The sequence below is a fragment of the Allobosea sp. GW821-FHT03A12 genome, from assembly GCF_058986765.1.
Genome location: NZ_JBYSVZ010000002.1, coordinates 147,183 through 168,023, shown reverse-complemented (window position 1 = coordinate 168,023; position 20,841 = coordinate 147,183). Strand labels below are relative to the sequence as shown.

The 20,841-nt window shown below is 66.8% G+C and carries 22 protein-coding genes; 12 read left to right on the top strand and 10 right to left on the bottom strand.

Annotated features, from left to right (window positions below):
* Positions 1-66: 66 nt before the first annotated feature.
* The 3 genes from AC3WLC_RS07365 (at position 67) to AC3WLC_RS07355 (ending at position 2,657) form a co-directional block, all read left to right on the top strand.
* Positions 67-1,143: a Dyp-type peroxidase gene (locus AC3WLC_RS07365; protein WP_493683364.1), complete on the top strand. Its 1,077-nt coding sequence runs from the start codon at positions 67-69 to the stop codon at positions 1,141-1,143.
* Positions 1,136-1,942 carry a family 1 encapsulin nanocompartment shell protein gene (locus AC3WLC_RS07360; protein WP_493683282.1) on the top strand — a complete coding sequence of 269 codons (807 nt, stop codon included), beginning with the start codon at positions 1,136-1,138 and terminating at the stop codon, positions 1,940-1,942. The genes AC3WLC_RS07365 and AC3WLC_RS07360 overlap by 8 nt, the downstream gene beginning before the upstream one ends.
* A 157-nt stretch (positions 1,943-2,099) precedes the next feature.
* A complete protein-coding gene (locus AC3WLC_RS07355) occupies positions 2,100-2,657 on the top strand; it encodes a hypothetical protein (protein ID WP_493683281.1) in 558 nt (185 codons plus the stop codon).
* Positions 2,658-2,897: 240 nt separating this feature from the next.
* Here AC3WLC_RS07355 and AC3WLC_RS07350 read toward each other — a convergent pair whose 3' ends face one another.
* On the bottom strand, positions 2,898-4,148 hold the full coding sequence (locus AC3WLC_RS07350; RefSeq protein WP_493683280.1) for an amidohydrolase family protein: 1,251 nt from the start codon (positions 4,146-4,148) through the stop codon (positions 2,898-2,900).
* A 202-nt stretch (positions 4,149-4,350) separates the two neighbouring features.
* On the opposite strand from AC3WLC_RS07350, the gene AC3WLC_RS07345 reads away from it, so the two are divergent.
* The 8 genes from AC3WLC_RS07345 to AC3WLC_RS07310 are packed head-to-tail and all read left to right on the top strand — an operon-like array spanning position 4,351 to position 11,563.
* Complete coding sequence (locus AC3WLC_RS07345) at positions 4,351-5,352, top strand: ABC transporter substrate-binding protein (RefSeq protein WP_493683279.1); 1,002 nt, start codon at positions 4,351-4,353, stop codon at positions 5,350-5,352.
* A 40-nt stretch (positions 5,353-5,392) separates the two neighbouring features.
* The gene (locus AC3WLC_RS07340; protein WP_493683278.1) at positions 5,393-6,172 is read left to right on the top strand and encodes an ABC transporter ATP-binding protein; all 780 of its coding nucleotides are present in this window, start codon (positions 5,393-5,395) and stop codon (positions 6,170-6,172) included.
* Positions 6,169-7,002 (top strand): ABC transporter permease, encoded by an 834-nt coding sequence (locus AC3WLC_RS07335; RefSeq protein ID WP_493683277.1) that lies wholly within the window; start codon positions 6,169-6,171, stop codon positions 7,000-7,002. The genes AC3WLC_RS07340 and AC3WLC_RS07335 overlap by 4 nt, the downstream gene beginning before the upstream one ends.
* 13 nt (positions 7,003-7,015) lie before the next feature.
* Positions 7,016-8,377 (top strand): FAD-dependent oxidoreductase, encoded by a 1,362-nt coding sequence (locus AC3WLC_RS07330; protein ID WP_493683276.1) that lies wholly within the window; start codon positions 7,016-7,018, stop codon positions 8,375-8,377.
* Positions 8,374-9,540: a CaiB/BaiF CoA transferase family protein gene (locus AC3WLC_RS07325; RefSeq protein WP_493683275.1), complete on the top strand. Its 1,167-nt coding sequence runs from the start codon at positions 8,374-8,376 to the stop codon at positions 9,538-9,540. The genes AC3WLC_RS07330 and AC3WLC_RS07325 overlap by 4 nt, the downstream gene beginning before the upstream one ends.
* Positions 9,540-10,316, top strand: coding sequence for an enoyl-CoA hydratase-related protein (locus tag AC3WLC_RS07320; RefSeq protein WP_493683274.1), 777 nt, complete (start codon positions 9,540-9,542; stop codon positions 10,314-10,316). The genes AC3WLC_RS07325 and AC3WLC_RS07320 overlap by 1 nt, the downstream gene beginning before the upstream one ends.
* Before the next feature lie 4 nt (positions 10,317-10,320).
* Positions 10,321-10,653: a ferredoxin gene (gene fdxA, locus AC3WLC_RS07315; RefSeq protein ID WP_092161470.1), complete on the top strand. Its 333-nt coding sequence runs from the start codon at positions 10,321-10,323 to the stop codon at positions 10,651-10,653.
* Positions 10,654-10,660: 7 nt separating this feature from the next.
* Positions 10,661-11,563, top strand: coding sequence for a LysR family transcriptional regulator (locus AC3WLC_RS07310; protein WP_493683273.1), 903 nt, complete (start codon positions 10,661-10,663; stop codon positions 11,561-11,563).
* A gap of 109 nt (positions 11,564-11,672) precedes the next feature.
* On the opposite strand, the gene AC3WLC_RS07305 is transcribed toward AC3WLC_RS07310, so the two are convergent.
* From AC3WLC_RS07305 to AC3WLC_RS07285, 5 genes are all read right to left on the bottom strand, one after another.
* Positions 11,673-12,377 (bottom strand): fumarylacetoacetate hydrolase family protein, encoded by a 705-nt coding sequence (locus AC3WLC_RS07305; protein ID WP_493683272.1) that lies wholly within the window; start codon positions 12,375-12,377, stop codon positions 11,673-11,675.
* Positions 12,378-12,409: 32 nt separating this feature from the next.
* Positions 12,410-13,162 carry an ABC transporter permease gene (locus AC3WLC_RS07300; RefSeq protein WP_493683271.1) on the bottom strand — a complete coding sequence of 251 codons (753 nt, stop codon included), beginning with the start codon at positions 13,160-13,162 and terminating at the stop codon, positions 12,410-12,412.
* A gap of 9 nt (positions 13,163-13,171) precedes the next feature.
* Entirely contained in the window at positions 13,172-13,999 is an 828-nt protein-coding gene (locus AC3WLC_RS07295) for an ABC transporter ATP-binding protein (RefSeq protein ID WP_493683270.1), read from the bottom strand.
* Positions 13,996-14,814, bottom strand: a complete 819-nt coding sequence (locus tag AC3WLC_RS07290) for an ABC transporter permease (RefSeq protein WP_493683269.1) — start codon at positions 14,812-14,814, stop codon at positions 13,996-13,998. The genes AC3WLC_RS07295 and AC3WLC_RS07290 overlap by 4 nt, the downstream gene beginning before the upstream one ends.
* Before the next feature lie 92 nt (positions 14,815-14,906).
* Positions 14,907-15,827 (bottom strand): ABC transporter substrate-binding protein, encoded by a 921-nt coding sequence (locus AC3WLC_RS07285; protein ID WP_493683268.1) that lies wholly within the window; start codon positions 15,825-15,827, stop codon positions 14,907-14,909.
* Positions 15,828-16,069: 242 nt separating this feature from the next.
* Here AC3WLC_RS07285 and AC3WLC_RS07280 point away from each other — a divergent pair, with 242 nt between their 5' ends.
* A complete protein-coding gene (locus AC3WLC_RS07280) occupies positions 16,070-16,828 on the top strand; it encodes a FadR/GntR family transcriptional regulator (RefSeq protein WP_493683267.1) in 759 nt (252 codons plus the stop codon).
* 155 nt (positions 16,829-16,983) lie between these two features.
* Here AC3WLC_RS07280 and AC3WLC_RS07275 read toward each other — a convergent pair whose 3' ends face one another.
* Genes AC3WLC_RS07275 through AC3WLC_RS07260 form a run of 4 tightly spaced genes read right to left on the bottom strand, consistent with a single transcriptional unit; the run spans position 16,984 to position 20,795 of the window.
* Positions 16,984-17,853: an ABC transporter permease gene (locus tag AC3WLC_RS07275; RefSeq protein ID WP_493683266.1), complete on the bottom strand. Its 870-nt coding sequence runs from the start codon at positions 17,851-17,853 to the stop codon at positions 16,984-16,986.
* A 1-nt stretch (position 17,854) separates the two neighbouring features.
* Complete coding sequence (locus AC3WLC_RS07270; protein WP_193219551.1) at positions 17,855-18,790, bottom strand: ABC transporter permease; 936 nt, start codon at positions 18,788-18,790, stop codon at positions 17,855-17,857.
* Positions 18,790-19,785 carry an ABC transporter ATP-binding protein gene (locus AC3WLC_RS07265; RefSeq protein WP_493683265.1) on the bottom strand — a complete coding sequence of 332 codons (996 nt, stop codon included), beginning with the start codon at positions 19,783-19,785 and terminating at the stop codon, positions 18,790-18,792. The genes AC3WLC_RS07270 and AC3WLC_RS07265 overlap by 1 nt, the downstream gene beginning before the upstream one ends.
* Complete coding sequence (locus AC3WLC_RS07260; protein WP_493683264.1) at positions 19,782-20,795, bottom strand: ABC transporter ATP-binding protein; 1,014 nt, start codon at positions 20,793-20,795, stop codon at positions 19,782-19,784. The genes AC3WLC_RS07265 and AC3WLC_RS07260 overlap by 4 nt, the downstream gene beginning before the upstream one ends.
* Positions 20,796-20,841 lie beyond the last annotated feature (46 nt).

Sequence of the window (20,841 nt, the reverse complement as noted above, 5' to 3'; positions counted from 1 at the left end):
ATCATCGGCATGACGGTCCGGGTGGCCGACGGAATTTCGAGCGAAGGCTACCAGGCAGGAGCGTCAATGGATTCGGGCGTGCCATCCGTCAGCTCGCAGCCGGTCGTGGCGGCGCTGACGCGCTCCGCGATCTTCCTCGTCGCGACGATCAATCCCGGCGGCGCAGCCGAGACGGCCGTGCGCGGCCTGTGCGCCGATCTGTCGTCGCTGCTGCGGGCCGTCGGCTTCCGCGATCTCCAGGGCAATCTGTCCTGCGTGATGGCCATCGGCTCGCAGGCCTGGGACCGCCTCTTCGACGGGCCGCGGCCGAAGGAGCTGCATCCCTTCCAGGAGATCCGCGGCGTGCATCACGCCGTCTCGACGCCGGGCGACATCCTGTTCCACATCCGCGCGAGCAAGCGGATGGACCTGTGCTTCGAGCTGGCGCGGCAGATCATGATCCGGCTGGGTGGTGCCGTCACCGTCGTCGACGAGGTCCACGGCTTCAACTATTTCGACGACCGCGACCTGATCGGCTTCGTCGACGGCACCGAGAACCCGGCGGGTCCGGATGCGGTCAAGGCGGCCATCATCGGCGACGAGGACACCTGCTTCGCCGGGGGCAGCTATGTCATCGTCCAGAAATATCTTCACAACCTCGCAGCCTGGGACAAGGTGCCTGTCGAGGAACAGGAGAACATCGTCGGCCGCCACAAGCTCTCCGACATCGAGCAGCCCGACGCGATCAAGAAACCCTATGCCCACAATGTCCTGACCAGCATCACTGAGGATGGCGAGCCGGTCGACATCCTCAGGGACAACATGCCCTTCGGCAAAGTCGGAACGGCCGAGTTCGGCACCTATTTCATCGGCTACTCCCGCACGCCGCGCCGGATCGAACGCATGCTGGAGAACATGTTCGTGGGATCGCCGCCGGGCACCTATGACCGGCTGCTCGACTTCAGCCGCGCCGTCACCGGCTCGCTGTTCTTCGTGCCGACGGCGACGTTCCTCGACGCGGTGGTGGCGGAGAAACCCGCAACGGACGCCGGCGAGCCCACCGCCACTGCGCCCGAACCGGCGCCGGCGCCACCCCCATCCCGACCGTCCGGCGACGGCTCGCTCGGCATCGGCTCCCTGAAGAAAGAGGCAGACCATGAATAATCTGCACCGGGAACTCGCTCCCATCTCCGACGCCGCCTGGGCGCAGATCGAGGATGAGGCATCGCGTACCCTGAAGCGCTATCTGGCAGCGCGCCGGGTCGTCGATGTCGACGGGCCCAAGGGGGTGGGCTTCGCCGCCGTCGGCACCGGCCATACCCGGCCGATCACGGCGCCGGCCGATGGCGTCCGCTCCCTGCTGCGCGAAGCGCAGCCTCTGGTCGAATTGCGCGTTCCCTTCACGCTGACGCGTGAGGCGATCGACGATGTCGAGCGTGGCTCGGACGATTCCGACTGGCAGCCGCTGAAGGACGCCGCCAAGACCCTCGCCTTCGCCGAGGACCGCGCAGTCTTCGAGGGCTATGCCGCGGCCGGGATCGGCGGCATCCGCGCCGGCAGCAGCAACGCCGCCGTGCCGCTGCCGGAGGATCTCGACGATTATCCGGAGGCGATCGCCAAGGCGCTCAACGACCTCAAGCTCGCCGGCTGCAACGGCCCCTATGCGCTGGTGCTGGGCGGCGACGCCTATCTAGCGGCGAGCGGCGGCAATGAGGAAGGCTATCCGATCTTCCACCATCTCGAGCGCATCGTCGATGGCGGGGTGATCTGGGCGCCGGCGATCGAGGGCGGCTTCGTGCTCACCACCCGTGGCGGCGATTTCGAACTCGATCTCGGCCAGGACATCTCGATCGGCTATCTCAGCCACAGCGCGACGACGGTCGAGCTCTACCTGCAGGAAAGCTTCACCTTCCGGATGCTGACCTCCGAGGCGGCCGTCGCGCTCGCGCCGCAGGGCAAGTAGCGCAGGCTCCGGGCCTCCGGCCCAGGAGGCTTCATCGGCGACGGCACATTTCAGCCGCAAAACAGCCGCAATCGGCACAATTTTACGGATCGGATTGGGTCGGTTTTGAGAGATCATTCCTAGGATGGGACCAGCTTGGATTGGCTGGGGGCCTATCTTGATTCGTTATGTCAGCATTTTCTTCCTGTTCGCATTGAGCATCTTCTTCTTCACGGCGGCGCGCGCAGCCCCCGTGTCCGGTGGCGATCCCGATGGCCGGGATCAGGGCCGCGAAGGGCCGAAGCCGCAGAGCGTCGTGCAGGCGGCTGCATCGCTCCAGGGCGAGGTCATCGACCATCACGCCATGCATGACGGCACAGCGTTCGATCACAACCGAAGCGTCATGCGCGTCTATCCCCATGAAGGCGTGATCGCCTATGACGAGCCGAAACCTGCGGTCCGCGATGTCGTCCGCTCCGGGACCGTCCTGTTCCGCGGCCTGAAATTCACCGAGGGCGGCAGGATCGAAGGGACTGCGTTCGCGTTCAAGAAGGGCTGCCCGCCGGCCCCCTATGCCGTGACCGGCGGCTATTCGCGCGACAATGCGACGATCACGCTGCGCGGCGCGGGTCCGATCAGGAAGGGCTGCGACGTCGTCGGCTATTCGGAGAAAAGCCCGCATGCCGTCCTGCGCTTCAAGAGCATGATCAGCGCAGGCGACTACGGCGATATTTGACGGTCACCGCTTGGAAAGGCGGCATGTATGCCCGGGAGGCACGCCCGCAACGGCTCTCCCGTGGCTTGCCGCAGCCTCGCGCCGGGGTTGCGCCCTCCCCCGGCAGGCTCAGCCGAGACGCACGTCGAGCAGGTGGACCGCGCCGGGCAGCGGGCGCTTCATCAGGCCGGCCTGAGCGGCGTCCTCCGGAGCCCCCCACCACCAAGGCAGGTCGGCGGCGGCCGACCGGGCAGGCCACGCCTAGCTCGCCCAAGCGTCAGGCGGCACGACGAGCTTCCCGCTGCGCACCCGAATCTCTCCGTCGACCAGGACGTCGCGAACGCTGCGAGGGCTGGCCGAATGGACGATGTTGGAGGTGGGATCGTGCAGGGGCCGCATCTCCGGCTGGTTCAGATCCAGGACAAGGAGGTCGGCGCGTTTGCCGACTTCGACCGAACCGACAAGATGATCGATACCGAGCACGCGCGCGCCGTCCAGCGTCGCCAGCCGCAGCATCCGCGCCGTCGGCAGGACGGTCGGATCATCGGCCTGCATCTTTCCGACCAGCCCGGCCAACCGCATCTCCCAGAACATGTCCATGCCGTTGTTCGCGGCCGTCCAGTCGGTGCCGAGTCCGACCGGAACTTCGTCGGCGAATCGGTTCAGCGGCAAGGTTCGCGCCTCGATCTTCAGATTGCTCGCCGGGCAATGGCAGATCGCCGTGCCGTCGCGGCACCAGCCCTCTTGTTCGTCGCGATCGAGATAGATGGCATGAGCGGCGATCACGTCAGGCCCGGTCAGCCCCGCGCAGCGCAGGCACGATAGAGCGCCGCCATGGCCGCGGCGACGGATCGCGTCGATCTCGGCCTGGCATTGCGCGACATGAAGATAGACGCGCGCACCCACCCGCCGGGCCCGCTCCCCGCATTCGCGCAGCAGCGCATCGGAGCAGGTGTCGAGTGCATGCGGCGCGATCCCGGCGACGATGCGCGAGCGCGCGGGATCCGTGCCGTAACGCTCGATCAAGCGCTCGGTCGGTCCCCAGTCCACGGGGCCGGCGAGATCGACCAGCGTCGAGCCGACGCTGGCGCGCAGGCCGCTCGCCTCGATGATCGGAGCGTACACGTCCATCGCCGCGACGCGATCGGCGATGCAGGTCACGCCGTTGAGCAGGAATTCGGCGCAGGCATCGGCCAGCGAACGCCGATAATCGTCTTCGCCAAAGCGCTCCTGCCCCGGCACGCGGTAGCCGCCTTCCGGCCAGAAGGCGCGCGTCTTGTCGTCGGCAAGGCCGCGAAACAGGCCGAGCGTCGCATGGGTGTGGGTGTTGACGAATCCGGGCATGACGAGCCCGTTCGCGCAGTCGATCACCCTGTCGCCGGGCCGGGCCAGGCTGCCACCCGGACCAATCGCTGAAATCGTCGTTCCATCGATCCGCAGGTCGTGATCACGCAACACGCGATCACGGGCATCGACCGTCACGATCACGGCATGGGACAGGACAAGGGCCATGGTGGGAGGCTCACGCAGATGGCGCGGCAGGAGACGCCTCTGCCGAGACTGCATCACCTGGGGAGGCTGTCAACGCCGCGCAGAGCGTTGCCGTTTTGAGGGCACCCCAAGCGATTCTTTGCGCTTCTTGGAGCACACTCGCTGTGATTAGCTCGGTCTTAACCGTGGCGACAACGATCGCGGCATCCAGAGGGACGAGACCATGATCAATCGGCGGAGTGTCTTGCAGGGAATGGCCGGCGCGGGCGCCTTCCTCTCATTCGAGGCCGGCGCGCAAGGCAAGCCGGTCGTCAACCTCCAGCTCGGCTGGATCGCAGGCGGCAACCAGATCGGCGAGGTCTGCGCCAAGCAGCTCGGCTACTATGACGCCGAAGGCATCGAGATGAAAATCCAGCCCGGCGGGCCGAGCATTGACGGCGTCGCCGTCGTCGCTTCCGGTCGCTACGAGTCAGGGCAGGTCTCGTCGAGTCCGTCGCTGATGCTGGCGGCATCGCAGGGGCTGCCGATCCGCTGTTTCGCCACGGGCGCGCAGATCCACCCTTACGCCTTCTTCTCGCTGAAGAAGAACCCGGTCGCCAAGCCGGCCGATTTTGTCGGCAAGAAGGTCGGCATCCAGTCGACTGGTGTCATTCTGCTGCGCGCGCTGCTCGCGAAGAACAACATTGCCGACAAGGATGTCACCATTGTCCCGATCGGGGCCGACATGACCCCGCTGCTGACGGGGCAGGTCGACGTCGTCACCGGCTGGCTGACCAATACCACCGCGATGAAGCCGCTCGGCGCCGACCGGGTCGATCTTCGTCTCTGGGACGCCGGCGTGAAACTCTACGCGCTGCCTTATTACGCGACGGTCGATACGCTGCAGAAAAAGGGCGACCTGCTCGCCAAATTCATGCGCGCCACCGCGAAGGGCTGGGCTTACGCCCATGCCAACCGCGACGCAGCGGTCGATCTGCTGCTGAAGGAGATGCCCAATCTCAACAAGGCGGACGAGCGCGTCGCCATCGATGTGATGCTCGACTACGCCTTCACCGGCAACACCAAGACCGAGGGCTGGGGTACGATGGACCCGAAGATCTGGCAGGAGCAGATCGATCTCTATGCCCAGCTCGGCCAGTTCTCCAAGGCGCCGCCGAAGCTCGACGAGGTGATCACGCTCGACGTGCTCAAGGCGACAGCCGACGCGCGCGCGAAAATCGGCTGAAGCGCCCCGGTCCTCCACGGTCCAATGCAGAGGCCAGTTCATGCCCGTGCCAGCATCCGCCGTCGCCTGCCAGAACGTCAGTGTCCGCTTCGTCACCGATCGGCGGACCGTCACCGCCTTGAGCAGCGTCTCCTTCGACGTCGCCTCCGGCGGCTTTCTGAGCCTGCTCGGCCCCTCCGGCTGCGGCAAGTCGACCTTGCTGCGGGTGGTCGCCGACCTGATCGCGGCCAGCAGTGGGCATGTCTCGGTTTTCGGCATGCGTCCGGAGGAAGCACGCCAGGCGCGCAGCTTCGGCTTCGTCTTCCAGGACGCCGCGCTGCTGCCTTGGCGGACGGCGCTGGAGAACGTCGAATTGCCGCTCGAGGTCGGCGGCAAGCGCACGCTGCCGCCCAATGCGCCGACGCCGCGCGAATTGCTCAAGCTCGTCGGCCTCGAAGGCTGGGAGAACAGCCTGCCGCATGAGCTGTCCGGCGGCATGCGCCAGCGTGTCTCCATCGCGCGCGCACTGCTCGGCGGGCCGAAGCTGCTCCTGATGGACGAGCCCTTCGGCGCCCTCGACGAGATCACCCGCGACCGGTTGAACGAGGAGCTGCGCCGGATCTGGCAGGAGACCGGTACCACGATCCTGTTCGTCACCCATTCGGTCTATGAGGCGCTCTATCTCGGCGAGCAGGTGCTGGTGCTCGCGGCGAACCCCGGCCGCGTCGCCTCCTTTACCACCGTCGATCTGCCTCGCGGCCGAGACCTCGCCATTCGCGAGACGCCGCAATTCGTCGCCATGGCCGCCGGTTTGCGCGACACGCTGGGGAGGGGCCATTGACCACGCTCGATCTCGCCGGCACCGATCCCGGGCTCGCCGCGGCCGAAGCGGCTTATCGCCAATCGCATCGGCGCCAGCTCTGGCGCCGCCGCCTGCTGCCGGTAGCCGGCATTGCCGGCGCGATCGCACTCTGGGCCTTCGTCATCTGGTTCTTCGACGTCAAGCCGTTCATTGCGCCCTCGCCGGTGCTGGTGCTGACGACGCTCTGGACCAAGCTCGATATCCTGCTGCTCAACCTGTTGCCGACGGCGATCGAGGCCTTTTCGGGCTTTCTGCTCGGCAACATCGCCGCCATCCTGATCGCCACGGTCTTCGTTCACAAGAAGGCGATGGAGGAGGCGTTCTTCCCGGTCGTCGTCCTCGTCAACACGATCCCGGTGGTCGCGAAAGCGCCGATCCTGGTGCTTCTGCTCGGCAATGGCATGGAGCCGAAGATCGCGATCGCTGCGCTGATCTGCTTCTTCCCGACGCTGGTCAACATGGTGCGCGGGCTCGAGTCGGTGAACCCGCAGGCGATGGAGCTGATGCGCGTGCTCTCGGCCTCGAAGACCGAGATCTTCTTCAAGCTGCGGCTGCGCAACTCGCTGCCCTATCTGTTCTCGGCCCTGAAGATCGCAGCCTCGACGGCGGTGATCGGCGCCATCGTCGGCGAGTGGATCGGCTCCACCACCGGCATCGGCGCGCTGATCATCCAGTCCACCTACAATTTCGACTCGGCCATGCTCTACGCCACGGTGCTCGTCGGCTCGGCCTTCTCGGTGCTGTTCTTCGTCTCGATCGTCGCCGTCGAGCGGCTGGTCGTGCGTTGGCAGCCCGCCAACAACCATTGATCGGGAGGCAAGCATGACCCAGCATCACGCTCACGAGCGCATCGCCGACGATCCGGGCGAGGCCACGATCGTCGCTCGCTCCGACGTGGTCGTCGTCGGCGGTGGGCCCGCCGGCTTCTCGGCCGCCATCGCCGCCCGGCGCGAGGGCGCCTCGGTCACGCTGATCGAGCGCTATCCCTATCTCGGCGGGCTCGCAGCCGGCGGCATGGTGCTGGTGCTCGACGACATGCACAATGGCGACGAGGTCACCACCATCGGCATCTGCAGCGAGATGATCGAGCGGATGGAGGCTGTCGGCGCCTGCGTCTACCCGAAGCCGGAGGAGCGCGGCCAGAGCTGGGAGCTCTATCGCAAATGGGCGCGCTGGGGCGCCTTCGACTTCCGCGCCCAGACCAAGCCGGCGCCGATCGTGATGGCCGCCGCCTTCGACCCCGACGGCTGGAAGCGCGTCTCCAACGATATGATCGAGGAGGCCGGCGTCAATGTCCGCCTGCATTCCTGGTTTTCGCGGACGGTGATGGAGGGCAACCGTGCCACCGGCGTGATCTGCGAGACCAAGCAGGGCCGCCAGGCGATCATGGGCGAGGTCGTGATCGACGCGACCGGCGATCTCGACGTTGCCGCCGCTGCGGGCGCGCCTTTCGTGCACGGCTCCTACATCCTGACCACGGTCTTCCGCCTCGGCGGCGTCGACACCGATGCAGCCGAACGCTTCGCGCTGGAGGAACCTGAAACCTACGCCAAGATCGACCGCGAGGCGAAGCGCATCATGGGCGGCTCCTGGGATTTCTGGTGGCTTAAGACGCCGCTGCCAGGGATCGTCTGGTGCAATTGCCCGCATATGACCGGGCTGGACGGCCTTTCGGTCGAAGACATCACCAAGGCCGATTTCCTCGGCCGCAAGCGCATCTACGCGCTGGTCGAGTTCGTCCGCGCCAGGATGCCGGGCTTCGCCAACGCCGTCGTCGTCGATGTCGCGCCGCAGCTCGGCGTGCGCCAGACCCGTCTGCTCGAGGGCGACTATGTCGTCACCAAGGAAGACGTCATGGACCGCGTCCATTTCGCCGATACCGTGGCGCGCGGCCGCGACTATTACACGCCCTACCGGGCGATGCTGCCCAAGGGCATCGACGGCCTGATCGTCGCCGGCCGGCACTATTCCGCGACCGAAGCCGCGCAGAAGCAGTCGCGCGAGATTCCGCCTTGCATGGCGATGGGCCAGTCGGCCGGCGTCGCCGCGGCGCTCGCGGTCGCTGGCAGGATTCCGCCTCGCGCGGTCCAGGCCGCCGCAATCTGCGAGCGCGTCCGCGCCCAGGGTGGCGACCCCGGCGACCGCCCATCCGCCAACGCCACATTCCTGGAGAAAGCCGCATGACCACCCCTGACAACCTGCCGCTCGCCGGGGTGCGCGTCATCGACTTCACCCAGGTGATGATGGGTCCGGTCGCGACACAGATGCTGGCCGACTACGGCGCCGACGTCATCAAGATCGAGCGGCCCGGTTCCGGCGATCTCTCGCGGACCGCCTTCCCCAATGACCCCGCCGGCCTGCTCGGCCCGGTCTTCTGCTCGCTGAACCGCAACAAGCGCTCGGTGACGCTCGACCTGCGCCAGCAGGAGGATCGCGATTTCGTGCTCGAACTCGCCCGCACCTCCGATGTCGTCGTCAACAATTTCCGCGCCGGCGTGATGGAGCGCCTCGGCTTCGGCTACGAGGCTCTGGCCAGGCTCAATCCGCGGCTGATCTACGCGGTCGGCACCGGCTACGGCCTGACCGGTCCCTATGCGCACAAGGGCGGGCAGGACGTGCTGGCCCAGGCGATGAGCGGCGTGATGCATCGCCGCTCCAACGACGACCAGCCGCTCGCGGTTCACGCCACCACCTTCGCGGACTATTCGGCCGGCATGCACCTGGTCCAGGGCGTGCTGCTGGCGCTGCTGCAGCGCCAGAAGACCGGGCGCGGCCAGCAGATCTCGGTCTCGCTGCTCGATTCGATGCTCGCGGCGCAGACGCAGGAGGCCGCAGCCCAGCTGATGCGCGGGCGCGAGGTCAACTGGGGTGCCATGCCGCTTTCCGGGGTGTTTCCGACGTCCGACGGCGCGCTCGTCATGGTCGGCGCCTTCAAGGCCGATCCCCTGGGCGACATCTCGACGGCCCTCGGCGTCGAGCATCTCGGCCACGACCCGCGCTTTGCCGACTTCGCCGGACAGGTCGCCAACAAGACGGCGCTCCAGGACATCTTCCGCGCGCGCTTCGCCACCAACACGACGGCCTATTGGCTCGCCCGGCTGGAGGAGGTCGACCTCCTCTGCGCGCCTGTCCGCTCGCTGGCGGAGGCCCTGGCCGACGAGCAGACCGCGATCAACGAGATGGTGATCGAGTGCGATGGCGAGGTCGAGCGGATCAAGGTGGTCGGGTCGCCGATCCACATGTCGGAGGCGCCGGTCGCGATCCGGCGAGCGCCGCCTTCGCTCGGACGCGATACCGACGCGGTGCGCGCCGAGGTCGCCGCAGGCGCCATGCGGGCGGCCGAGTGATGAGCGTCCTGTTCGAAATCCGGGAGCACGTCGCACGGGTCACCATCGACCGACCAGAGGTGATGAACGCCGTCGACCAGGCGACGGAAGCCGAACTGCAGCGGATCTGGACGGCGATCGAACAGGACCGCGACATCCGTGCGGTGGTGCTGACCGGCGCCGGCGAGCGCGCCTTCTCGACCGGGGCCGACATGAAATCCGGCAGCGGCATGTCCGGCCTGGAATACTGGGCGGCGCCGCGCCCTGGTGGCTTCGGCGGCATCGCGCTGCGCGAGACGCTCGACGTGCCGGTCATCGCCCGGGTGAACGGCCATGCGGTCGGCGGCGGTTTCGAGATGGTGCTCGGCTGTGACCTCGTCGTGGCGGCGGAGCATGCCAGCTTTGGCCTGCCCGAGGCCCGTGTCGGGCGCCTGCCCCTCGATGGCGGAATGACCCTGCTGCAACGCCAGATTCCGCATCGTGCCGCAATGGGCATGCTGCTCACCGGCCGGCGCATCAAGGCCGACGAGGCGCTGCGCTTCGGCCTGATCAACGAGGTCGTGCCCTTGGCCGAGCTCGATGCGGCGGTCGAGCGCTGGCTCGCCGACATTCTGGTCTGCGCCCCGCTCTCGCTGCGCGCCACCAAGCAGGTCGTGCGGCGCAGTGCGCATCTGACGGCGGCCGACGCGCAGAGCCTGCGCCTGCCGGCGCTGGTCGAGGCCTTGAACTCCGCGGATTCGCACGAGGGCGTGCGCGCCTTCGTCGAGAAGCGCAAGCCGGTCTGGACGGGGCGCTGACGCCATGCCCTACGTCATCACCGACGCCTGCATCGATGTGAAGGACCGCGGCTGCCTCGACGCCTGCCCGGTCGACTGCATCTATGAGGGCGGGCGCACGCTTTACATCCACCCCGACGAATGCATCGATTGCGGCCTGTGCGAAACCGTCTGTCCGGTCGCGGCGATCTATGCCGATGACCGGATCCCGGACGAGCTGACGAGGTGGATCGCGGTGAACAGCGCCTATTTCGGCCCGGAGATCAGCGGCCTCGGTTCGCCGCGTGGCGCCGATGCCAAGACGACACGCCAGGTCGATCATCCCGTCGTCGCGGCCTGGCCCGCCAAGCACGGCTAAATCAGCGATGCATGCGGCTGCCCTCGCCTATTTTCGCGAGACGGCCCGGCGCGGCTCGGTCCGCAAGGCGGCGAACCAGCTGAACGTCGCCGCCAGCGCCCTCAACCGGCAGATCCTCAAGCTCGAAGCCGAGTTCGGCACGCCGCTGTTCGAGCGGCAGGCGTCGGGCATGAAACTGACCGCAGCCGGCGAATTATTGCTGCGCCATGTCACCGCGACCTTCCATGATTTCGACCGCGTCCGCGTCGCGATCGACGATCTGCGCGAGGCGCGCTCGGGGCATGTTACGATCTCGGCGGTGGACTCGCTGCTGATCGACTTCGTGCCCCGTGCCATCGACCGTTTCCGGACGGCCTTCCCCGCCGTCGTCTTCACCGTCCTGGCTGTCGCGCCTCAGGAGGTGCCGGACCAGTTGATCGATGGGCGCGCCGATATCGGCTTCACCTTCGTCGGCCAGATCGACAAGGGCACCGAGCTTCTGGCCGAGATCAAGGCGCCGCTCGGCGTGATCATGCCGTTCGACCATCCGCTCGCCGGCAAGGCCAGCATCAGCTTCGACGAAGCCAAGGCCTACCCGTTCCTGGCCCAGGCCGGGCCGCTGCCGCGCTCGGCCGATATCGATCCGGATTTCGCGGCGTTCCGCGCCGGGCTCGTGCCGCGCCTGACCTCGAACTCGATCCAGATGCTGAAGCGCTCGATCCGCCTGGGCATGGGCATCGCCTTCTTCACCCGGCTCGGCTTCCTGGAAGAGCTGGAACTGGGCGAACTGGTCTGGCGCCCCTTTGCCTCACAGGCGATCAATCGCGGCCGCATCGGCCTGCTGACAGCCTCGGAGCGCGCGTTGAGCGCACCGGCCAAACAGTTCGCGCGCCAACTTTGCGACGATATCGCGCGGACGAGCTGGAGCTAGATACTCGGTCAGAGGTCGAACCATCCGTCGACAACTTGGTCAGGGCCTCCCCCTTCCGCGGTAGTGTCAACGACTGCGACCCGCCTTCACGGGCCGCAGTCGCTGTCGCTCAGACCACCTTGGTGTGCAGGGTGCCGATGCCCTCGATATGACCTTCCATCACGTCGCCGCGCACGATCGCACCGACACCGGAAGGGGTGCCCGACATGATCAGGTCGCCCGGCTGCAGCTCGAACAGGCCGGAAAGGTAGGAGATCATCTCCGGCACCTTCCAGATCATGTTGTTGAGGTCGCCCTGCTGGCGGATTTCGCCGTTGACCTTGAGCCAGATGGCCCCGTTCTCAGGGTGCCCGATCGCGCTCGCCGGAACGATCTCGCCCATCGGCGCCGAATGCTCGAAGGCCTTGCCGATCTCCCAGGGCCGGCTCGCCTTCTTGCACTCGTCCTGCAGGTCGCGCCGGGTCATGTCGAGGCCGACGGCATAGCCGTAGACGTGGTCGAGCGCGCTTTCGAGGGGAATGTCCTTGCCGCCCTTGGCGAGCGCGACGATCATCTCGATCTCGTGGTGAACATTGCTGCTGCGCGGCGGATAGGGGAAATCGGCGCCATCGAGGACGACGTTGTCGGGGTTCTTCTGGAAGAAGAAGGGCGCCTCGCGGTTCGGGTCTCCGCCCATCTCGATCGTGTGGGCGGCGTAATTGCGGCCGACGCAATAGATGCGGTGGACCGGGAAGCGGCTTTGCGTCCCCCGCACGGGAAGCGAAACCGGCGCCGGGGTCTGGATGACATGGTTCTGAGGCGTGGCGATGTTCATCTTGCAGGATCCTTCGTTGGCAAGAGGATGGGTCAGCGCGAGGCGGCGTAATAGGCGAACCGACGTTCGAGCCCGGCCAGCAACTCGTTGAGGGTGAAGGCGAAGCTGAAGAGCACCAGCAGCAACGCCCAGAAATGCTCCATCAGGAAGTGCGACTGGTAGATCTCGAACAGCGTGCCGAATCCGACGACGGAGACGAGCAACTGTCCGATGATCACGCCCTTGACCGCGCGGATCATGCCGAGCCGGATCCCGGCGAGGATCTCGGGCAGCGCCGCCCAGACATAGATCCGGCTGAAGGCCTGCCAGGCAGTGGCGCCGAAGCTGCGGGCCATCTCGACCAGCGAGGGCGAAATGGCACGGACGCCGGCGCGCGTGTTGAGGACGATGATCCACATCGAGAACAGCACGACGGTGAGGATGATCGTCGTCTCGCCGAGGCCGAACAGCACCATGATCACCGGGACCAGCGCGCTGAGCGGGGCGGAGAGGAAGAGGTTCACCCAGGGCAGCAGCAGCCGGTCGGCGATGACCGAGCGGCCCATCAGGATCCCGAGCGGGACGCCGATGCCGATCGCGATGGCATTGCCGAAGAGGAAGGCGCGGCCGGTGATCAGCAGCGCGTCGAGGAACGACGCCGTCGGGACGATCTCGAAGACGCGCCAGATGACGCGCGACAGCGGCGGCAAGATGAAGCCGGCCTCGGTATGGCCGGCGATCTCCCAGATCACGGCCCAGACGATGAGCGACGTCATCAGGGGAAGGCGGATGCCGGAAATGACCATGGCCGCCTCCTAGTCCAGATAGTGCTTGAGCTGCTGCCAGATCTCCTCGACGACATCGAGATAGGCGCTGTCGCGCCTGATCTTGTCGGGGTCGCCGTCACGGATGATCTTCGGCTCGATGATCGCCGAGACGCGGCTCGGTCGGCGCGAGAGCAGCGCGATCCGGTCGGAGACATAGACCGCCTCCTCGATGCTGTGCGTCACGAAGATGAAGGACTTGCCTTCATTGGCGACGAGCTCGAGCAGCTCCTCCTGGAACTTGCGGCGCGTCTGCTCGTCGACGGCCGAGAACGGCTCGTCCATCAGCACGACCTTGGCGTCAACCGCGAGCGCGCGGGCAAGGCCGACGCGCTGGCGCATGCCGCCCGAGAGCTCGTGCGGATATTTCCGCTCGAAGCCCTTGAGGCCGACACGCGCGATCTGGCGTTCGGCGATCGCCTCGCGCTCGCCATGGGCGACACCGCGCAGTTCGAGCCCGAAGGCGACATTGCGGATGACGCTGGCCCAGGGCATCAGCGCGAAATCCTGGAAGACGAAGGCGCGTTCAGGCCCCGGCCCCCTCACCTCGCGGCCGTCGACGAAGACCTGGCCGGCGCTGGCCGGGATCAGGCCGGCGATGATCTTGAGGAGCGTGGTCTTGCCGCAGCCAGACGGGCCCAGCAGGGTCGTCAGCCTCCCCTCCGGAAAGTCCAGCGAGATGCCGCTGAGCGCCTCGATGCCGCCGGCATAGGTCTTCGAGACGCTCTTGACCTCGACGATCGGCCGGGTGGCGTGGGGCAGGAGCGGCGCGGGACCGGGCGTCTGCCGTGGCTCGGCCGGAGCGATGTTCGGATTCATGCGCGGCTCTCCGGTCGGAACAGGACGAGTTCGATCCGTTCGAGCAGCTCGATGAACAGGACCGAGAACACGATGATGGCGAGAATGGCCGCGTACATCTTGGGATAGTCGGCGACCGACTGGTTATAGGAGATCACGTCGCCGATGCCGGTCGGCGTGATCAGCAGTTCGGCGAGGATCACGCCGATGAAGGCGGCTGCGCAGCCGAGCCGCAGCCCGGCGAAGATCATCGGGCTCGCCGCGGGCAGGATGACGAGGCGGATGCTCTGGCTGCGGCTGGCGAGGAAGGATCTGCTCATTTCCAGAAGCGATTTTGGCGTGTTGCGCACTGCGCCCAGCGTGTTCAGCACGATGACCGGCATCGCCATGATGCAGACGGTCATGATCTTCGCGGTGAGTCCGATGCCGTAGGCGAAGGTCAGGATCGGGATGAGCGCCGCCAGCGGCGCCGCCTGCGCGATGATGAAGAGCGGCGCAATCAGCCATTCCGAAGGCTCGTGCAGGCCCATCAGCACGCCGAGCCCGACGCCGAGCAGGACGGACACGGCAAGGCCGATCACGAGCGGGTGGAGCGTGATCAGGAAGGCCTTGGAGAGCGTTCCATCGGCGATGATTGCGCCGAGCCCGCCCATGGTTTCGAGGAAGGTCGGGAAGGCCGGGCTCAACGGAATGCGCCCGGCATATTCCCAGAGCGCAAGCACGGCCGCGAAGGAAAGAAGACGCAGCACGAGCGGGTGGATCAGCACATCGCGCCAGTCGCTGGCCGGAGGCGCACGACGCGTCGGGAGAGCGGTAGAAAGGTTGGATATCTGCAAGGGAGGTCACTCCACTTGTGAGGCGCAGCAAGGGGCAGGCCGGACCGTCAGCGCCCGGCGTGCCGGTTGGCTGGACAGGGCGCGAGCTCGGCCTAGCTGCCCAGCGCCTTGCGTGCCCGCTCGAGTGGCGCGAGATACCAGAAGTCGTCGACCTTCAGCTCCGCAGCCGGCCCCTGCATCTGCCCAGCCTCGGTGTAGAACTCGAAATCCGCCTTCGCGATCTCGGCGCTGCCGCCGGTCGGCGCATAGACGCCTTCCTTGGTCGCCATCGTGTAGAACTTGGTGATGCCCTCCAGCACCTCCTTCGGCTGATCGGCCATCAGCTTGCGCTTGCTGCGCTCCTGCTCGACGATTCCTGGATTGGCCGCCATTTCCTGCCAGAGCCGCAGGAATTCGGTGACGATGATGTCCACCTGCTTTTCGTTCTTCTTGATCCACTCGATCTGCCCGAACAGGGTCTCGTCGGAGGCGGGCTCGCTGACGCCGGGCAGGACGTGGAAGCGGTCGCCCGCCTTCTCGAGCAGCAGGTTCTTGTTGGCGAGGTCGACGACCGTGGCTTTGATCTGGCCCTTCATCATGCCGATGATCCGGTTCTCGGATCCGGGCACATAGCTGCGCTCGCCGAACTGAATGCCTTCGCGCTTGGCGATGATGTTGCCAATGGCTTCCGTTCCCGTCGCGCGGGCGTGGAAGGTGATCGGCTGGCCGTTCATGTCCTTCCACGACTTGTAGGATTTGTCGGCGACCGGGAAGAAGACCAGCCGCGTGCCCTGGAAGAGCACGCGCAGCGGCGCCTTGCTCTTCTGGACCACGGCATAGGGCGTGCCGATGCCCAGATCCGCCTGGCCGTTGATCACGGCCTGGATGGCGAGATCCTCCTTCGAGAAATGCGTCACCTGGTAGTCGACACCCTTCTCCTTGGCACGATCGAGCGCGATCACCATGGCGAGCGTCTCGGTCGACAGCACGTCTCCCAATGCGATGCGGACCTTGCTTTGTGCCTGCGCGTCCATGCTTCCGAATATCAGGCCGGCCGCGACGGCAGCGGCACCGAACATGGCTGACAGTCTTCCTCCCAAGGGCTTCATGACCTGTCTCCTCCCATGATTTTCATTGGTCTCTTGCGCGATCTGGTCGCAACCAATTTTTATTTGGGCAGTGTCATGTGACGAATTGATCGTGTCAAGGCCGCAATTTTTCGAAATAATCCCGACACGGCGGTCTTCTGAACGCCATTGCTCCAACCAATTTCATAATGGTTGCAATCACCGGTGATCCGTGGAATCAAGAGGACATACCTGCCGCCGGTCACGTCATGATGGATCAGAAAGTCACCCCTCCGGCCGATACCGCCCATTCGGGGGTGCTGACGCAGCTTTACGGTTTCCTCGCCTCCGCGCGGCTCCCGGATGATGGGCGGCTGCCACCCGAGCGGGAGCTCGCCGAGATGCTCGGCGTCAAGCGTGCCGAATTGCGCAGGGGCTTGGCCGTACTCGAGCGCGAGGGGCAGCTCTGGCGCCATGTCGGCAAGGGTACCTTCGTCGGAGCCCGGCCGCCGCAGTTGGTGGACATCTCGGATCTGGCGCAACGCAGCAACCCGATCCAGGTGATGAAGGCGCGCATAGCACTCGAGCCGGAACTCGCCCGCCTCGCGACAATCAATGCCACGGCGGCAGAAATCGCGACGCTTGCCGAGTTGAACGAGGCTTGCCGCACCTCGACGACCTGGCGCGAGTACGAGGCTTACGACGCGCGCTTTCACCACCAGATCGCAGAGGCTGCGCACAACCCCATCCTGCTCGCGCTGTTCGACACGCTGAACGCCGTGCGCCGGGCCGTCACCTGGGGGCGACCGCGGCCGAGCCATGGCAGCCCACCGAGCGACCACCATAGTTTCGAAGATCATGACAGGATGGTCGACGCCATCGCCCATCGGGAACCCGCGGGGGCGGCCGACGCGATGCGCCGGCATCTTCAGAACGTCGAGGACCGGCTGATCGGGCGCTCGACATAAGGCCAGGCGTCTGAGAAAGCGATAGGAATTGCTGCCCGCAGGCCAGCACCGACAGGAGCCTGGCCTGTCGCATTCCTCTTTTCATGTCCGCTTTCCGGCGCTCTGAATGATCAGCAGGCCGAAGGCTCCATCATGGCGGCAGCCGAATGATCCATTCAGCGCAGCGTCGGGTCGAGCTTGTCGCGCAGCCAATCGCCGACGAGGCTGACGGCGAGCGTCGTCAGCACGATCGTGAAGGCCGGCGCCAGCATGATCCAGGGCGCACGGGTCAGGTATTCGCGGCCATAGCCGACCATGTTGCCGAGGCTGGTCATCGGCGGCTGCACGCCGAGCCCGAGGAAGGATAGGCCGCTTTCGAGCAGGATCACTTCCGGGAAGGTCAGCGTCATCGAGACGATCAGGGTCGAGGCGATATTGGGCAGGATGTGCTTCAGGTAGACGCGCGCCGGCGAGGCGCCGATCTGGCGGACCGCGCCGGCATAGCCCTGCGCTCCGGCCGATATGGCGAGGCCCCGCGCGATCCGGGCATAGCGCTCCCAGCCATAGAGCCCCATCAGGCCGATGAAGAGCGGCAGCGCGTTGCCGAAGAAGGCGAGCACCGACAGCGCCAGGATCAGGAAGGGCATCGCCGCCTGGAAATCCGCCAGCATCAAGACGATCTGCTCGACGAGCCCGCGGAAATGCGCGGCGAGGAAACCCATCAATGTCCCCAGCACGGCCGAGATGATGGTCGCGCCGAACGCGACCAGCAGCGAGATCCGTACCGAGATGATCAGGCGCGAGAGCACATCGCGGCCGAGCTCATCCGTGCCAAGCCAGTGCAGCGGGTGGAAGGGCAAGGCCAGCCGATTGCGCAGGTCGTAGGCGGTGAACCGGTAGGGCGTCAGCCAGTCCGCGAAGAGCGCGACGACGATGATGAAGGCGATCCAGACCAGCCCGCACCAGACGAGAAACGGAATCCGCTGCTTCGGTTTCGGCTTGGCCGCGTCGCTAGCGGGGACGGCGGTCACGGTGACATCAGCCATCTCAGTGCGCTCCGGCCTTGGCGCCGCTGCGCAGCCGCGGATCGAGCAGGCCATAGAGCAGGTCGACGATCAGATTGGCGCTGACCATCGTCATCGCGACCAGCAGCAGGATGCACTGCACGACGGCGAGATCGCGATTGGCCACCGCGACGACGAGCAGCCGCCCGACGCCGGGCCAGGAGAACACGCTCTCGACCACGACCGCGCCGGCGATCAGGCTGCCGACCATGAAGCCGACGACGGTGACCGTCGGCACGGCGGCGTTGGGCAGGGCATGGCCGCGCACGACACGGGGCCAGGGCACGCCCTTGGCGCTGGCGGTGCGGATATAGGACTGGCCGAGCACTTCGAGCATGGCGCTACGCGTGAAGCGCGCCAGCACGGCGGCACCGCCGATGCCGAGCGTCAGCACCGGCAGGATGGCGTGGCGCCAGCTCTCCTGCCCGCCCGAGGGCAGCCAGCCGAGCTGGACGGAGAAGACCAGGACCAGGACCAGGCCAAGCACGAAACTGGGGACGGTGAAGCCGGCGACCGCCGTCACCATCACGATGCGATCCATCAGGCTGTCGCGGTGAAGCGCGGCGTAGATGCCGGCGGGGATGCCGATCCCGAGCTTGAGAGCGAGCGCAGGCAAGGTCAGCGCCAGCGTTGCGGGAATACGTTCGAGGACGAGCTGCATCGCCGGGCGCCCATCGCGCATCGACTGGCCGAGCTCGCCTTGGCCGATCGCGGAGAAATAGCGCAGATATTGCAGCCAGATCGGGTCATCGAGGCCCCAGGCCTTGCGGAAGGCGGCGATGGCCTCGGGAGGCGCATCGACGCTCATGATGATCAGCGCCGGGTCGCCCGACATCCTGAGCACGACGAAGGCGAAGGTGACGACGAGCGCGACCGTCAGCGCCGCGCGGCACAGCCGGATGAGGAGGAAACGCAGCATCAGCTCGCCGCCTTGAGGAAATTGGCCTGGTCGTGGGCGACATGGCAGGCCGTGAGGCGCCCGTCCGGCAGCGGCAGCAGGCGGGGGCTTTCGACCGTGCAGCGCTCGCGAGCCGCATGGCAGCGGGGGTGGAAGGCACAGCCGGAAGGGCGCGCCGCCGGGTTGGGCGGATCGCCCTGCAAGACGATGCGCGGGCGGGCGCGGCGGCCCGGCACCGGCGAGGCCGAGACCAGCGCTTCGGTATAGGGGTGCGCCGGGCTGGCGAGCAGGAGGTCGGCGTCGCCTTCTTCGACGATACGCCCGAGATACATCACCGCGACGCGATGGCTGACCTGGCGGATCACTTTCAGGTCGTGGCTGATGAACAGCAGGCCGAGGCCGAGCTCCTGCTGGAGGTCGACCAGCAGGTTGACGACCTGCGCCTGGATCGAGACGTCGAGCGCCGAGACCGGCTCGTCGCAGACCAGCAGGTCCGGCTTTGTCGCGAGCGCCCGGGCGATCACGGCGCGCTGGCGCTGGCCGCCAGAGAGCTCATGCGGATAGCGGTTACCCTGGTCGGCGCGCAGGCCGACCGCCTGCAGCAAGGCTGTCGCCATGGCATCGCGCTCCCCGGCCTCGCCGATGCCGTGAACGTCATAGGGTTCGCGCACCTGTTCGAGGATGGAGAGGCGCCGGTCGAGCGCGCCGAGCGGGTCCTGGTAGATCATCTGCATGCGCGCCCGCATCTGGCGCCAGGCCAGCGTGCCGACCGGCGGGATCGGGGCGCCCTTGAACAGCACGTCGCCATCGTCAGGCGGCTCCAACCCGAGCGCGAGCCGCCCGGTCGTCGACTTGCCCGAGCCGGATTCGCCGACCAGGCCGAGCGTCCGGCCACGCTCCACCGTCAGCGAGACCCCGTCGACGGCGCGGACATCGACCGATCGACCAAGCAGGCCCTGCCGCATGGCATAGCGACGGGCGACGCCTCGCACCTGAAGCAGAGGGGCAGTGTTCATGCGTAGACCGGCTCCGGCTGGCGCTGTGGCTGCGCCAGCGGCGGCGTCATGATGCAGGCGGCCCGCCGGTCCGCCGCTTTCGAGGCGAGCGGCGGAACCTGCATGTCGCAGGCCTCGACCCGGCGCGGGCAGCGCGGCGCGAAGGAGCAGCCCGGCGGCAGGTTCCACGGCTCGGGGACATTGCCTTCGACAGGGACGAGCCGCCGGCGCACGCCTTCGAGCGGCGGCAAGGCGGCGAGCAGGCCCTGCGTATAAGGGTGCAGCGGCTGGGCAAAGAGCGCCTCGGATGCCGCCGTCTCGATGATGCGGCCGGCATACATCACGCAGACGCGGTCGCAGGTCTCGGAGATCACGCCGAGATCGTGGCTAATCAGAACCAGGGCCATGTTGGTTTCGCGCCTGATCAGGGTCAGCAATTCGAGGATCTGCGCCTGGATCGTCGCATCGAGCGCCGTCGTCGGCTCGTCGGCGACCAGGATGTCGGGCTTGCCGGCCAGCGCCATGGCAATCATCACGCGCTGGTTCTGGCCACCGGACAATTCGTGCGGGAAGGCGTCGAGCCGGCGGGCAGCGTCGGGAATGCCGACGAGATCGAACAGGCGCTTCGCCTCGGCGCGGATCGCCCTGCCGGAGAGCCCACCATGCAGCGCCAGCGCCTCGCCGACCTGCCGGCCGAGCTTGATCACCGGGTTCAGCGCGCTGGCGGGGTCCTGGAAGATCATGGCGATGCGCCTACCGCGCACGCTGTCGAGCGTGGCCGGCGCCGCGCCGATCAGCTCGCCGCCATCCAGCATGACGCTGCCGGAAATCGTCGCCTTCTTCGGGAGGAGGCCGAGGGCCGCGAGCCAGGTCACGGATTTGCCGCAGCCGGACTCGCCGACGAGACCGACAGCCTCGCCGCGATGAATGGTGAGGTCGATGCCGTGCAGCACCTTCACGCCGTCGAACGCGACCGTGAGGTCACGAATGGCGACGAGCGGGCTCGCCTCGCGACTGGTGAGACCGGTCATGGCGACCTCCTCGAACATCCAAAAGAAAACGGCGCGACCCGTGAGG

Bases quoted from the DNA above. Each gene is read 5' to 3' on its own strand.
- AC3WLC_RS07365 (WP_493683364.1), top strand. From the start codon at position 67: ATGGATTCGGGCGTGCCATCCGTCAGCTCGCAGCCGGTCGTGGCGGCG.
- AC3WLC_RS07360 (WP_493683282.1), top strand. From the start codon at position 1,136: ATGAATAATCTGCACCGGGAACTCGCTCCCATCTCCGACGCCGCCTGG.
- AC3WLC_RS07350 (WP_493683280.1), bottom strand. From the start codon at position 4,148: ATGGCCCTTGTCCTGTCCCATGCCGTGATCGTGACGGTCGATGCCCGT.
- AC3WLC_RS07345 (WP_493683279.1), top strand. From the start codon at position 4,351: ATGATCAATCGGCGGAGTGTCTTGCAGGGAATGGCCGGCGCGGGCGCC.
- AC3WLC_RS07340 (WP_493683278.1), top strand. From the start codon at position 5,393: ATGCCCGTGCCAGCATCCGCCGTCGCCTGCCAGAACGTCAGTGTCCGC.
- AC3WLC_RS07330 (WP_493683276.1), top strand. From the start codon at position 7,016: ATGACCCAGCATCACGCTCACGAGCGCATCGCCGACGATCCGGGCGAG.
- AC3WLC_RS07325 (WP_493683275.1), top strand. From the start codon at position 8,374: ATGACCACCCCTGACAACCTGCCGCTCGCCGGGGTGCGCGTCATCGAC.
- AC3WLC_RS07320 (WP_493683274.1), top strand. From the start codon at position 9,540: ATGAGCGTCCTGTTCGAAATCCGGGAGCACGTCGCACGGGTCACCATC.
- fdxA (WP_092161470.1), top strand. From the start codon at position 10,321: ATGCCCTACGTCATCACCGACGCCTGCATCGATGTGAAGGACCGCGGC.
- AC3WLC_RS07310 (WP_493683273.1), top strand. From the start codon at position 10,661: ATGCATGCGGCTGCCCTCGCCTATTTTCGCGAGACGGCCCGGCGCGGC.
- AC3WLC_RS07305 (WP_493683272.1), bottom strand. From the start codon at position 12,377: ATGAACATCGCCACGCCTCAGAACCATGTCATCCAGACCCCGGCGCCG.
- AC3WLC_RS07300 (WP_493683271.1), bottom strand. From the start codon at position 13,162: ATGGTCATTTCCGGCATCCGCCTTCCCCTGATGACGTCGCTCATCGTC.
- AC3WLC_RS07295 (WP_493683270.1), bottom strand. From the start codon at position 13,999: ATGAATCCGAACATCGCTCCGGCCGAGCCACGGCAGACGCCCGGTCCC.
- AC3WLC_RS07285 (WP_493683268.1), bottom strand. From the start codon at position 15,827: ATGGACGCGCAGGCACAAAGCAAGGTCCGCATCGCATTGGGAGACGTG.
- AC3WLC_RS07280 (WP_493683267.1), top strand. From the start codon at position 16,070: ATGGTTGCAATCACCGGTGATCCGTGGAATCAAGAGGACATACCTGCC.
- AC3WLC_RS07275 (WP_493683266.1), bottom strand. From the start codon at position 17,853: ATGGCTGATGTCACCGTGACCGCCGTCCCCGCTAGCGACGCGGCCAAG.
- AC3WLC_RS07270 (WP_193219551.1), bottom strand. From the start codon at position 18,790: ATGCTGCGTTTCCTCCTCATCCGGCTGTGCCGCGCGGCGCTGACGGTC.
- AC3WLC_RS07265 (WP_493683265.1), bottom strand. From the start codon at position 19,785: ATGAACACTGCCCCTCTGCTTCAGGTGCGAGGCGTCGCCCGTCGCTAT.
- AC3WLC_RS07260 (WP_493683264.1), bottom strand. From the start codon at position 20,795: ATGACCGGTCTCACCAGTCGCGAGGCGAGCCCGCTCGTCGCCATTCGT.